The 12,177-nt window shown below is 47.0% G+C and carries 14 protein-coding genes; 4 read left to right on the top strand and 10 right to left on the bottom strand.

Annotated elements, in window-relative coordinates:
- Positions 1-2 precede the first annotated feature (2 nt).
- From CJU60_RS14185 to CJU60_RS14175, 3 genes are all read right to left on the bottom strand, one after another.
- The gene (locus CJU60_RS14185) at positions 3-1,217 is read right to left on the bottom strand and encodes an NRAMP family divalent metal transporter (RefSeq protein ID WP_095714098.1); all 1,215 of its coding nucleotides are present in this window, start codon (positions 1,215-1,217) and stop codon (positions 3-5) included.
- 18 nt (positions 1,218-1,235) lie between these two features.
- Complete coding sequence (gene pxpA / locus CJU60_RS14180; protein ID WP_095714097.1) at positions 1,236-2,003, bottom strand: 5-oxoprolinase subunit PpxA; 768 nt, start codon at positions 2,001-2,003, stop codon at positions 1,236-1,238.
- Positions 2,004-2,209: 206 nt separating this feature from the next.
- Positions 2,210-2,959, bottom strand: coding sequence for a Cof-type HAD-IIB family hydrolase (locus tag CJU60_RS14175; RefSeq protein ID WP_024120241.1), 750 nt, complete (start codon positions 2,957-2,959; stop codon positions 2,210-2,212).
- A 132-nt stretch (positions 2,960-3,091) separates the two neighbouring features.
- Between CJU60_RS14175 and CJU60_RS14170 the strand changes: the two genes are divergently transcribed.
- Positions 3,092-3,256: a hypothetical protein gene (locus CJU60_RS14170; protein WP_024120240.1), complete on the top strand. Its 165-nt coding sequence runs from the start codon at positions 3,092-3,094 to the stop codon at positions 3,254-3,256.
- Positions 3,257-3,291: 35 nt separating this feature from the next.
- Here the strand turns inward: CJU60_RS14170 and CJU60_RS14165 are convergent, their stop codons facing one another.
- The 7 genes from CJU60_RS14165 to CJU60_RS14135 form a co-directional block, all read right to left on the bottom strand.
- Entirely contained in the window at positions 3,292-3,684 is a 393-nt protein-coding gene (locus CJU60_RS14165; RefSeq protein ID WP_024120239.1) for a 3-hydroxyacyl-ACP dehydratase FabZ family protein, read from the bottom strand.
- Between the two features lie 56 nt (positions 3,685-3,740).
- Positions 3,741-4,301: a signal peptidase I sipU gene (gene sipU, locus CJU60_RS14160; RefSeq protein WP_024120238.1), complete on the bottom strand. Its 561-nt coding sequence runs from the start codon at positions 4,299-4,301 to the stop codon at positions 3,741-3,743.
- A 124-nt stretch (positions 4,302-4,425) separates the two neighbouring features.
- Positions 4,426-5,490, bottom strand: a complete 1,065-nt coding sequence (locus tag CJU60_RS14155) for a tartrate dehydrogenase (protein ID WP_081638232.1) — start codon at positions 5,488-5,490, stop codon at positions 4,426-4,428.
- An 88-nt stretch (positions 5,491-5,578) separates the two neighbouring features.
- On the bottom strand, positions 5,579-6,700 hold the full coding sequence (locus tag CJU60_RS14150; protein WP_095714096.1) for a mannitol-1-phosphate 5-dehydrogenase: 1,122 nt from the start codon (positions 6,698-6,700) through the stop codon (positions 5,579-5,581).
- Between the two features lies 1 nt (position 6,701).
- Positions 6,702-7,133 carry a PTS mannitol transporter subunit IIA gene (locus CJU60_RS14145; RefSeq protein WP_059291950.1) on the bottom strand — a complete coding sequence of 144 codons (432 nt, stop codon included), beginning with the start codon at positions 7,131-7,133 and terminating at the stop codon, positions 6,702-6,704.
- 24 nt (positions 7,134-7,157) lie between these two features.
- Positions 7,158-8,591, bottom strand: a complete 1,434-nt coding sequence (locus tag CJU60_RS14140; protein ID WP_024120234.1) for a PTS mannitol transporter subunit IIBC — start codon at positions 8,589-8,591, stop codon at positions 7,158-7,160.
- 167 nt (positions 8,592-8,758) lie between these two features.
- Complete coding sequence (locus CJU60_RS14135) at positions 8,759-9,112, bottom strand: hypothetical protein (protein ID WP_095714095.1); 354 nt, start codon at positions 9,110-9,112, stop codon at positions 8,759-8,761.
- 162 nt (positions 9,113-9,274) lie between these two features.
- Here CJU60_RS14135 and cutR point away from each other — a divergent pair, with 162 nt between their 5' ends.
- Genes cutR through CJU60_RS14120 form a run of 3 tightly spaced genes read left to right on the top strand, consistent with a single transcriptional unit; the run spans position 9,275 to position 12,141 of the window.
- A complete protein-coding gene (gene cutR / locus CJU60_RS14130; RefSeq protein ID WP_024120232.1) occupies positions 9,275-9,847 on the top strand; it encodes a copper uptake transcriptional regulator CutR in 573 nt (190 codons plus the stop codon).
- Between the two features lie 34 nt (positions 9,848-9,881).
- A complete protein-coding gene (locus CJU60_RS14125; RefSeq protein ID WP_095714094.1) occupies positions 9,882-11,507 on the top strand; it encodes a copper resistance CopC/CopD family protein in 1,626 nt (541 codons plus the stop codon).
- A 13-nt stretch (positions 11,508-11,520) separates the two neighbouring features.
- Positions 11,521-12,141 (top strand): YcnI family copper-binding membrane protein, encoded by a 621-nt coding sequence (locus CJU60_RS14120; RefSeq protein WP_095714093.1) that lies wholly within the window; start codon positions 11,521-11,523, stop codon positions 12,139-12,141.
- Positions 12,142-12,177: the final 36 nt, after the last annotated feature.

Here is a 12,177-nt window from a genome sequence, read left to right as displayed (position 1 = left end):
TATCAGCTCCACAATTGAGGAAGTTGTGTAAATAACGTGTAGACGCCCATAATCGCCATGACGATGACAACCAGGGCACCTGAGCCTGTCAGCCAAAGCGGATGCTTATAATCACCGACAATGTTTTTCTTATATGCAGCAATAAGCAGCGTTCCAAGCGCAATCGGCAGAATCAAACCGTTCAGAGATCCGACAAGCACGAGAATTTTTGCCGGTTGTCCGATGGTAACGAAGGCTAATGTAGAAACGACAATAAATCCGATAATAATGCCGCGTGAATTCTTTTCAATTTTTGGAGAAAAGGTTTTAAAAAACGAAACAGATGTATAAGCGGCTCCGATAACAGACGTAATGGCCGCTGACCACATGATCAATCCGAAAATTTTATAACCGACATTTCCCGCTGCCAGCTGGAACACAGAAGCCGCCGGGTTGCTTTCGTCAATGTGCAGGCCTTTTGAAACAACGCCGAGCACAGCTAAGAAAAGGGCGATCCGCATGATGGATGTAATTAAAATGCCGATAACTGAGCTTTTTGTCACCTGGGGGATGGATTCCTTGCCTTTAATCCCTGCATCAAGCAAACGATGTCCGCCGGCAAATGTGATATATCCCCCGACGGTTCCGCCGACTAATGTGACAATTGCAAATATACTGATATGTTCAGGGACAAACGTGTTAGCCACAGCCTGTCCGACCGGCGGCGCTGTGGTGACCGCAACAAAGACAGTTAAAATAATCATGACAAAACCCGCGATTTGCGTAAAACGGTCCATCGCTTTTCCTGCTTCCTTGATGACAAAAATCAGAATGGCGATGACGGCGCTGATTAAGGCGCCTGTTTCTGGTGTAATGCCGAACAAGACTTGAAGTCCGAGCCCAGCCCCTCCGATATTCCCGATATTAAAGGCAAGTCCGCCAAGCACGACGAGAATTGCAATAAAATATCCCAGTCCGGGAAGCACCATATTCGCAATCTCCTGGCCCCTTTTTCCTGAGACCGCAATGATGCGCCATACGTTGGTTTGAGCGAAGATATCCAAAATAATAGAAATTAAAATAACAAAACCGAAGCTTGCTGCGAGTGTGTTTGTGAATGTTGCGGTTTGTGTCAGGAATCCCGGGCCGATTGCTGATGTCGCCATTAAGAAGGCGGCCCCCATCAGCAATGACCAGCTGCCCGTTTTTTTTCCTGCTGTTTTTTTCTGCTGCTCCATCTATTTTCCTCCTTCTGATTACTCCTGCGCTGAAATAGCAGTCACTTCGATTCCGGCCGCTTTAAGCTCTTTTCGGATTTTTTGCGCAAACGTCAGTGCATGGGCACCGTCTCCGTGAATGCAAACTGTATCTGCTTTTAATGACACATCATGTCCTTGCTGAGATTTGACCGTCCCTTCTTTCACCATTTTGATCACCTGAGTGACGGCGGCATCATCGCTTTCAATGAGTGCGTCCGGCTGGGAGCGCGGCGTGAGCGTCCCGTCCGCTTGGTATGTTCTGTCGGCGAACACTTCACTTGCTGTTTGAAGCCCGATCCGTTCTCCCGCTTTTACAAGCTCGCTCTCAGCAAGGCCGAAAAGAATCAGTCCTGAATCGACCTTGTAGACAGCTTTTGCAATGGCGTCCGATAGCTTCTGATCGACTGCGGCCATATTGTACAAAGCGCCGTGCGGCTTGACGTGCTGCATGTGAAGTCCTTCCGCTTTTAAAAACCCTGACAAGGCGCCAATTTGATAAACCACAAGATCATATGCTTCCTCTGGAGAAATCGCTATATTTCGGCGGCCGAAGCCGAGCAAATCCGGGAGTCCCGGGTGAGCGCCGATTTTTACGCCTTTTTCAGCAGCAAGGGCAACTGTTTTCCGCATGACACTTGGATCCCCTGCATGAAATCCGCATGCGACATTCGCTGAAGTAACAAACGCTAAAATATCTTGATCAAGACCTATCGTATAGGCTCCGAAGCTTTCCCCTAAATCACAATTTAAATCAACTTGAAACACAGAATCCCTCCTGCCAAGCAAACGATTGCTCTATGTATTTTATTGTTCCGAAATTCGGAACGACTATTCCGAATTTTTGAACTTTATTTCATTATATTCAATCATATCAGTTTGTGAAATAACTTTGTTAGAAAACCTACCATGGTCCTAGAAGAAAATCTCCCTGATAAAAAAAAGAAAAGAGTCCTTATCTCAGGACTCTTTTCTTATAGTACCCAATGACGTATCGCTTTAGCGACGCCATCTTCTATATTTGTATCAGTGATCCAATCAGCCGTTTCCTTCACGACGTCTTGGGCATTGCCCATCGCTACGCCCAGCCCGGCTTCTTTGATCATCGCGATATCATTCAGGCTGTCGCCCATCGCCATGACATTTTCCATCGTAAAGCCGAGTTTTTCAGAAACCTTCGCAAGGGCTGCGGCTTTGTTGATGCCGAGCGCGTTGACCTCGATGTTTGTCGGGCTTGAGTTTGTGATTTCGAGCTCTTTATTTTTTCTGAGCTCGGCCAGCACTTCGTTTCGGATGTCGTCATCTTCTATGTCAAATCCGAATTTAAGCCATTCATGATCAGTGATGTTTTCCGGGAACTCGCCTCTCCACACTTTATTAACAGTTGAAGCCCAGAAATTAGTGTTGTGCTTATTCCGCAAATCCCACATCATTTTGATGTGATCCGTGTGGAGCAGCTTGCGTTCCACTAAATTAAAATTCGAGTCCCAGATTTCGCTGCCGTTAGCCGTGATTAAAAAAGACGACAGCTTCAGCGACTCAGCCAGCTCCCGGCACGTCATCAGCGTCCGGCCCGTACTGATGACCACGTAAACGCCTTTATCCTCCGCCTCACGAATCGCGTTGCGGTTTTCGTCTGAAATCAGCTGCTCGTCATTCAGCAGTGTTCCGTCCATATCAATAGCAATCAGCTTGATATTCACATCTTCTCTTTGAACAGACATATATGTACCTCTCTTTATCTTTTAGTTGTTCTGGTTCTATTCTAATACATTATACCCAGCGGAACAAAACAGCCATTTCACATGTTTCAAGTGGAGACATTAGAGGAAAACAAATGGTGAGGTGATAAAAACATGAAAGAGAGAAAACAGCAGAACCGCCCTAATGAAAACCCCGAACATAATGACTTGACCGATCCGATACCGAATGAAGAGCTGAAGGAAAACATGAATGATGAAAAACAGAAGCGGCAGCAACGAGATGACTCACAAAGCGAACGGGATTACGATACGAAATAATAGAACCCCTCACAAATCGTAGTGAAGGGTTTTTTTCATTTTTCAATATAGATGCCGATTTCAGCTTCAGCAACAGGCTGCCCGCCCACTGACGCCTTGGCATGTCCAAACACAAACCCGCGCCGGTTGCGCGTGACTTCAAACGTAAGATCAAGCCGGTCACCGGGTATGGCCGCGCCCAGCTTTTCCGCTTTCTTCACGGAAGACAATAAGCCCAAGCTGTTTTCATCTGTAATTCCTGTAAAAGCCGCGGTTTGCGCAAGTGCTTCAATCACAAGTGAAAACGGCATTTCTGTTTGCGTGTCAGTGATAAACCAGTCGTTCTCACTGACCAGCTTATAAGCAGCTGCATGCTTGCCGGGCTCGCTTTCCGTCACGCCGTCAATCAATAAAAATGGGTAGCGGTGAGGCAGCATATATGGTTTCATCGTTCTCCACCCTTTCTTTCATTTCATCAAGCATTATCTCTTTTTTGCGTATGTATTCATTTTGCTACTCTTATCTCACTGAACGGATAAAAGACTAGAGACTCCGTACCAATGATATCTTCATCAGAAGGCATTCCCATTCCATTTCTGCTGTCCACCGAATTGAGACGGTTATCTCCCATTACAAAATATTTGCCGGCAGGAACATCAGCTTCAAAATCACTCGTGAGATTTTCCCCTGACGCTTGCATTTCTTGTTTATGTTCCTTTAGATACGGTTCGTCGACTTTCTTACCGTTTATGTATAGCTGATCATCCTTCATGATAATTGAGTCGCCTGGCAAACCGATTAACCGTTTTATAAATGAACGGCCGCTCTTTTCGTCATGAATCACGATGATGTCGCCTCTATGAAACCCGCCTGTATATTTGGCTGCTTTGTCAACCAACATTCGTTCTGAGTCTTTTAGCGTCGGAGCCATTGATGAACCTTCAACCAGATAGGGTATATAAAACGCCATTCTGATCATGAAAATGAAAGCTAGAATACATGCAGTACTGAGTACAATCCATTTGGTTTTTGATTTTTTCTTTAATGTGATCGTTTTTGCGTTCAACTTCTTCCACCTGATACCTTCCTAAGAATTCCATGTCATTATACAGCATTTGGATCTTCTTGGTTAGTGATCTGTTGAAATTTTTGTAAACGGCCGGGGCAACCATTCGTCCCGGCCTGCATGTTTATAAGTTTCTTAAACGCACACAAATTTCGTCAGTGACCTCAGCCGTCGTGCTTTGTCCGCCAATGTCGCGTGTTTTAATGCCGTCAGCCGTGACTCGTTCCATCACATTGAGGATCTTTGCCCCCAGTTCTTCCTCTCCGAAATGGTCAAGCATCAGCTTCGCTGTCCAAATCTGGCCGATTGGGTTGGCAAGGCCTTTGCCGGCAATATCCGGAGCTGAGCCATGAACCGGTTCGAACATGGATGGGTACTTGCCGGACGGGTTAATGTTCGCAGACGGCGCAATGCCAATGCTTCCCATCAGGCTCGAGCTGATGTCGGTTAAAATATCACCGAACAGGTTGCTCGCCACAATGACATCAAACGTTTCCGGACGCGTCACAAAAAAAGCGGCCAACGCATCAATATGCTGGGATGACGTTTCGATTCCGCTGTAATCAGCCGCAGTCTGCTGAAAGACTTCATCCCAAAACGGCATCGCGTGATAAATTCCGTTGGATTTTGTCGCACTTGTCACATGACCGCGCCGTTTTTTCGCCAATTCGAAGGCAAAGCGCATGACACGTTCTGTCGCTTTTCTCGTAAACACGGCATTCTGGATGGCGATTTCATCGTCACCCCTGTGAATGCGTCCGCCGATTTCACTGTATTCACCTTCACTGTTCTCGCGAATCACCACTAGATCAAAATCGTTCGGATGCCGCAGCGGCGACGTGATGCCGGCCATTTGTTTGGCTGGTCTCATATTAATGGAAAGCTCAAGCTCTCTCCGGATCTTCAGCAGCAGCCCCCATAAGGATATATGGTCTGGAACCAGTTTCGGATTTCCGACCGCCCCCAAGAAAACCGCTTCAAATTGAGTGAGCGTATGTATTCCGTTCTCAGGCATCATTTCGCCGTGCTCCATATAATAGTCACAGCTCCATGGAAATGACGTAAATGAGAATGACAAACCTCCGTGAACCTCAGCTGCTGTATGAAGCACTTTCTCAGCAGCCGCCACAACTTCTTTTCCTACTCCGTCTCCCGGTATTGCCGCAATCTCGAATTGTTTCATCGTCATTCTCCTCCCCCTGTTATCGTAAGCGTTTTCTATTATACTAGATTGCGAGATGGTAAAAAAAGCCCGTGACGTATAGTCACGGGTCCGGTTATTGATTCAGTTTTTTTAAAACGGTGGCATGCAGCGGTTCATGAGACGGAATACCGCACACCTCGTGAAGCACTCCGCTGTATCCTTTTTCCGCGATCAGCGCTTGCAGCTCGACCGCTTCCGGATCACCGGCAAAGTCGAATCGCAGTGCCGCAGCAATGCCTTCAGCCAGCGCATTCGGCTCTTTGATTTTCTTCGCCGGACCTACAAGCCTGTCATTTTCTCCAAGCTTTCTGAGCGGCGATCTCGCCACACGGGTTACATCGTCGGTGATAAATTCATTTTCAAAGCGGCCGATGATTTTTTTAATATATTGCTCGTGTTCTGATTGCTTAAAATGATACGTTTTGATGAGATAATCACCGGTTTCAAGCAGCGCTGAGTGAACAACACGGCGGATTTCCGGATGATCGATCGCTTCTTTTATCGTTTTTAATCCGCGCTGATAGCCGACATAGGCCGTTACAGCATGGCCGGTATTAACGGTAAACAGCTTTCGTTCGATGTACGGCGTTAAATCATCAACAAACAGCGCCCCTTTTATTGCCGGTGTTTCCCCTATAAAGCCTGATTCGTCGATGACCCATTCAAAGAACGGCTCAACCGACACTTTGAGCGGATCTTCATGATGCTGAATCGGCACGATCCGGTCAACCGCGGAATTCGGGAATCCGACAGTGTTGCCGACAGCCTCCTGCTCCGCCTCTGTTAAGTGGCTGTATACTTCTTTTTTTAAGAAGCTGCTTCCGCCAATCATATTTTCACAGGCAATGATATTCAGTGTGTCGGCAGAGCTTCTTCGTCTTAAGCCTTCTGCGATAGACGGGGCAATCAGCTTCAATACATTCGGGCCGACAGCCGTCGTGATGAGCGCCGCCTCATTGATCAGCCGATACAGCTCCTCCGGCTGGCTGCCGCTGTTGATGGCGCTGACCGGGCCGATCACCTCTGATGAACGCCCTTCTTCTGCGAGTTCAACTGTGTATGCCCGTTTTTCATTAAGGAGGCCGACCATCGTGTCATTTACATCCGCAAACACCACTTCATAGCCGGAGTGGTGAAGCAGCGCACCGATAAAGCCCCTCCCGATATTTCCCGCACCGAAATGTAAGGCAATCATGCTAGTTCACCTCGTTGAAAATCGCGATCAAATCTTCTTCGCTTTTCGCAGAAATCAGGCGTTCAATGTTTTCTTCTTCTGAGCAGATGATGGCGATGTTAGACAAAATGTCTAAATGCTCGTTATTTTTTCCGGCAATGCCGAATACGACTTTGGCTGTGTTTCCTTCTCCATACTCTACTCCGCCAGGAATTTGAATGATTGAAATCCCTGAGTGAAGCACTTCGCTTTTGGCATCTTCTGTGCCGTGGGGGATGGCTATAAAATTCCCCATAAAGGTAGAAGATGTTTCTTCCCGTTCAAACATTTTTTCAATATAATCGTCTGTCACGTAGCCGTTGTCAATCAGCGTTTGGCCCGCCAATCTGATCGCTTCTTCTTTTGTTGCAACCGTTTGATTGAGTTTGATGTTTTCTTTTGCGAGTACTTGCATGAGTATCACTCTCTTTCTATGAGATTACTTTTTTAGCTTTTCAATAAGCTCGTCATATTTCGGACTGTTTAAGAAGTTCTCCACTGATATGTGCGTCGCATTTGGCAGCTTTGCCTTTGCTCGATCTGTTAAGTCTTTGTGGGTAATGACAATATCCGCATCGCTCGGCAGATTGTTAATCGCCGTGTTGGTCACACTGATATCCAGGTCTGCTTTTTTGACTTTGTTTCTTAAAATCGAGGCCCCCATCGCGCTTGAGCCCATTCCGGCGTCACATGCGAAAATAATTTTATTGACGCTTTCAGGAGACAGCTCAGACGCTTCCTCAGCTTTTGCTTGTTCTGCCTCTAAAGCAGCGGCAGCTTGGCTTTTCTTCCCCTTCATGGACTGCATTTTTTCTGTTGCCGCTGCGAGATCTTCTTCGCTTGCTTTCGAAGACTTCAGGATCACAGCTGACACGATAAACGAAACGGCTGCAGCGACCAATACGCCTGCCAGCACGCCGAAGTATCCGCCTCTTGGCGTCATGGCCATCAATGCGATAATGCTGCCTGGTGACGATGCTGCAACTAGACCGGCGTTAAAGATAGAGAACGTTAGGAGTCCGCTTGCTCCGCCTGCAATCGCTGCCAGAATCAATGCCGGCTTCATTAAAATGTACGGGAAGTAAATTTCGTGAATCCCCCCGAAGAAATGAATGATTGCCGCTCCAGGAGCCGTTGATTTTGAAGATCCTTTTCCAAAGAACATATACGCGAGCAAAATGCCGAGCCCCGGTCCAGGGTTTGCTTCTACTAAAAACAGAATTGACTTTCCGGTATTGGCTGCCTGCTCGATTCCAATCGGGCTTAAGATACCGTGGTTGATCGCGTTATTTAGGAACAAGACCTTCGCCGGTTCCACGAAAACGCTTGCAACAGGCAGTAAGTTAGCGTGTACAATGACCTCTACACCGGCTGCCAGTAATTTATTTAACGTCAGAACGACTGGGCCGATCGCATAAAACGCGAGAATCGTTAAAGCCGCGCCGACAATTCCTGCCGTAAAGTTGTTAATCAGCATCTCAAAGCCTTGTTTTACTTTGTCCTTGAATAATTTATCAGTTTGCTTAATGAGATATCCGCCCAGCGGCCCCATTATCATCGCGCCTAGAAACATCGGAATATCCGACCCGACAATTACCCCGATTGCCGCCGTCGCACCGACGACTCCGCCGCGGTGGTCGTAAATCATTTTTCCGCCTGTATACGCTATCAAAAGCGGCAGTAAATACGTAATCATCGGGCTGACCAGCGTATTCAGCTGCTCATTCGGAAACCATCCCGCCGGAATAAACAAAGCGGTAATGATGCCCCACGCGATAAACGCGCCGATATTCGGCATGATCATCCCGCTTAAATAACTGCCAAAGCGCTGAACTTTCACTTTCATGCCGCCTTGCTGCTGTTCTTGCTGCATATATAAACCCTCCCTGTTTTGTTTGTCGCTAAAAGAATGATAATGTCAGAGAATAATGCTTCCCTTTGACTCTATATTAAAACGCTTACAGTGTGTGAACAATTGAAAGTAAAGAGGACTTTGGCACATGGGTGTGACAATTTTTTAAAAATAAAAAGGCTCCTGTTTTAGGAGCCTTTTCTCTTTCCTCTATAAATAATCTTGCCGTTTTGAATCACATACTTCGCGATCATCCGTTCACTCACAATAAATACAGGATAGGCGCACACAAGCGCAAAAACTGCCATCGGCACATGCTGAACGGCCGGAATCATTGAGCCTGTCGCATTGCGAAGGAGCATCAAAAGATAAATAAGCAGCACGATGAGTGCCAAAGACACAATCATAATCGGAGCTGATACTTTATATTCGTAAAGCCGTTCCCGGCAGTGACCGCAGCGAAATTGGCACGGGACATTTGACGATCTGACCATGTCGCCTGTCAAAGGTTTGCCGCAGTTCGGGCATACTGTTTCTTTCATATGGTATTTTCACTCTCCATTCATATGTCCATTATACCAGAGACCATTCTGTTTCGTTTTGTTACTGTTCAACACATTTTCACATTTTTTATCATCAGCATACTTGTCTCGGTCTTTGAAATCCTCTACGCTTAAGAAGATCTTATTGAAGGGGATGTATGAATGCTTCCGATTAATAGACAGCAGCACATACTTGAGTGGCTGAAAAAAGAAGGCGCGCTCAGAATTTCTGATATCAGTCAACGGTTCGGTGTGTCAGAAATGACAGTATACAGAGATGTGAATCAGCTTGTCCAATCAAACCAGGTGATAAAAACGGCCGGCGGCATCACGCTCCCAGTCCGTGCGCCTCAGGCTGATCACATGTGCAGCTATTGCCTAAAGCCGGCCAATCAGGCTTATTCGGTCCAGCTGATCACGGTGACACAAGACATTGAACAGCTGTGCTGCGCACATTGCGCGTTTTTGCGGTATGCAGATAAAACGGAAGAGGTTTCTCATTTGATTTGCAAAGACTTTCTGTTACAAACTACGGTCAGTGCCGCTTCTGCTTATTTTGTTGTAAACGCTGAATTAAATCTGCACTGCTGCCAGCCGCAGGCCATACCGTTTGCGACTCTTGACCATGCTGAACGTTTTCAAAAAGGCTTTGGCGGAGCCGTCCGCACCTTCGATCAAGCGCTGGAAGACATGCTGAGAGACAGAAAAAAGCGCTGCACCTGCACCAAGAAATAACACAATATAATTAGCGGAAGGTGGTGTCTGAGTAATGCAACGAAACAGATGGTGGATCATACTTCTGCTTTTTCTTGTTTTCCTGCCGAAAACAAGCTTTGCTCACGCCTATATTGTCAAATCTTCGCCCGGAGAAAACAGTGAATTAAAAAGCGCTCCCGCACAGGTGGAAATTGAATTTAATGAACCGGTTGAAGAGGGCTTTCACTACATTAAAGTCTATAATTCAGACGGCGACCGGGTGGATACGGACAAAACAGAAATCAAAAAAGACAACAATCACATCATGACCGTGAAGCTGAAAAAGAATCTGCCTCATGACGTGTACAGAGCGGAATGGAATGCCGTTTCGGCAGACGGGCACCCTGTTTCAGGCGTCATCCCGTTCAGCATCGGAAAAGCGGATGGAGGGTTCAGCAGCCAGAAAACATCAGGCTCAGCCCTGAATCCGGGAACAGCAGCAGACCGCGCCATTCTGTATACAGCCTTTTCTCTGTTTATCGGGACCGTTTTCTTCCATCTCTTCTGGTATAAAGGGGACGGAAAAAAACTCGCCAAACGGACGAAGCGTTTGCTTGTCATCTCAGTCACTGTGCTGGGGCTGGCGCTCCTGCTTCAGCTTCCGATACAGACAAAAGCGAATGCAGGCGGCGGCTGGAGCAATGCCTTTCAGCCGGAGTACATGAAGGAGACGCTGTTTGAAACCGCGGGAGGCACAATTTGGATGATTCAGGCCGTGCTGTATGTACTGCTTGTCCTGTCTGCCGTCCCAGTGTTACGCAAAAAGCGTTTTGCGTCCTTCGCATATTGGACAGCGCCGCTCATTTTCTTTTTCGGTCTCCTGCTTGCCAAAGCGTTTACCGGACATGCCGCTGTTGTTGAAGAAAAGACAGTCGGTATCCTGATGGATTTCCTTCATTTATCGGCCGCCTCCATCTGGATCGGCGGAATAGCGGCCATCGTTTTACTGCTGTCACAGGAGTGGAGACAGCCGGACAAAACGCTTGCTTGGGAGACGGTGAAACGGTTCTCTCCATGGGCGCTCACAGCAGTCGGTGTCATTTTGTTCTCGGGCTTGCTCAATGGATTTTTCATCATTCGGTCAATGGATTCACTGTTCCATACGGCGTATGGCCAAGCCTTGTTAGTCAAAAGCGGACTGTTTGTTTTGATGCTGATTCTGGGCAGTATTCATTTTCTGCTCACCAGAAAACGGCAGGGGTCCAAAATCACCCGCACGCTAAAAGCGGAATGGGCAATCGGCATCGCTGTCCTGATCACAGCTGCCGTATTTACAAGTCTGCCAAGTCCGCCTGAGCCTGCACCCGAACCGTTTTATCAAACGAAAGCGATTGAAAACGGGCAAAATGTTTCTCTCAGCATCAGCCCGAACCAGCCCGGCAAAAACGTGTTTGAACTCAGGGTTACCGATCATAACAGAGACCCAGTAAAAAACATTCAGCAAATCACCTTGACCGTTTATAAAACGGGACTGTCAGGCAATAAAAACAAAAGCACGTTTCAATTGAAGGAAAAAACAGATGGCATCTTCCAGACTGAAAACCTGTCCATTAATGAAAAGGGAAACTGGAAGATCAAAGTCCACGGACTGACCGGCGACTTTAACGAAATCAATATCATGTTTACAAAGACAAATTAAAGGAGTGTTTGAGTTGTTGAAAAAAATCGCATTCACACTATGTCCAGCTGTTATCGGCTCTCTTTTATTCTTTACGGCGCCTGCCAGCGCGCACGTGTCTGTAAAACCGGCTGAATCCGCCGCAGGCTCATGGGAGACCTACACAATGAAGGTTCCTTCCGAAAAAAATCAGCCGACAACAAAGGTTGTTTTAAAAATGCCAAAGAATGTTGAGTTCCAGCAATACGAACCGGTTCCGGGCTGGAAGGTGTCTACTGCCAAACACGACGACAAATCAGTGTCCGTAACGTGGGAAGCCACTGACGGAGGCATTCAGGAAGGCCAGTTCCAGCGATTTACCTTTGTTGCCAAAAACCCTGATAAAGCGGAGGAAGCCGCTTGGGATGCCTATCAATATTACAAAGACGGCAGCATAGTTGAATGGACAGGCGATGAAGATGCGGATACGCCTCATGCCATTACAAAAATCACCGCAGCCAAAGAAGTAACAGATGAGCATGGCGCCACTCAAACGAAAGATGATTCTGCTTCTGCAGACTCAGGTTCATCGGCTCTTGATATCACAGCGATTGTGCTGTCTGCGGCAGCCATTATTTTATCTGTTGCAGCTCTAGTAAAGAAAAAGCGCGACTAAACAAAAAGCGATCCAGATGAGTTCTGGGTCGCTTTT

This window comes from Bacillus sp. 7705b (assembly GCF_002289525.1).
In the GTDB taxonomy this organism is placed as follows: domain Bacteria; phylum Bacillota; class Bacilli; order Bacillales; family Bacillaceae; genus Bacillus; species Bacillus halotolerans.
This window is presented reverse-complemented; position numbering and strand designations above follow the sequence as displayed.

Excerpts from the sequence above, each read along its gene's own strand:
- CJU60_RS14135 (WP_095714095.1), bottom strand. The coding sequence starts at position 9,112 with ATGAAAGAAACAGTATGCCCGAACTGCGGCAAACCTTTGACAGGCGAC.
- CJU60_RS14170 (WP_024120240.1), top strand. The coding sequence starts at position 3,092 with ATGAAAGAGAGAAAACAGCAGAACCGCCCTAATGAAAACCCCGAACAT.
- CJU60_RS14165 (WP_024120239.1), bottom strand. The coding sequence starts at position 3,684 with ATGAAACCATATATGCTGCCTCACCGCTACCCATTTTTATTGATTGAC.
- CJU60_RS14145 (WP_059291950.1), bottom strand. The coding sequence starts at position 7,133 with ATGCAAGTACTCGCAAAAGAAAACATCAAACTCAATCAAACGGTTGCA.
- CJU60_RS14185 (WP_095714098.1), bottom strand. The coding sequence starts at position 1,217 with ATGGAGCAGCAGAAAAAAACAGCAGGAAAAAAAACGGGCAGCTGGTCA.
- CJU60_RS14175 (WP_024120241.1), bottom strand. The coding sequence starts at position 2,959 with ATGTCTGTTCAAAGAGAAGATGTGAATATCAAGCTGATTGCTATTGAT.
- CJU60_RS14150 (WP_095714096.1), bottom strand. The coding sequence starts at position 6,700 with ATGATTGCCTTACATTTCGGTGCGGGAAATATCGGGAGGGGCTTTATC.
- CJU60_RS14140 (WP_024120234.1), bottom strand. The coding sequence starts at position 8,591 with ATGCAGCAAGAACAGCAGCAAGGCGGCATGAAAGTGAAAGTTCAGCGC.
- CJU60_RS14155 (WP_081638232.1), bottom strand. The coding sequence starts at position 5,490 with ATGACGATGAAACAATTCGAGATTGCGGCAATACCGGGAGACGGAGTA.
- cutR (WP_024120232.1), top strand. The coding sequence starts at position 9,275 with ATGCTTCCGATTAATAGACAGCAGCACATACTTGAGTGGCTGAAAAAA.
- CJU60_RS14125 (WP_095714094.1), top strand. The coding sequence starts at position 9,882 with ATGCAACGAAACAGATGGTGGATCATACTTCTGCTTTTTCTTGTTTTC.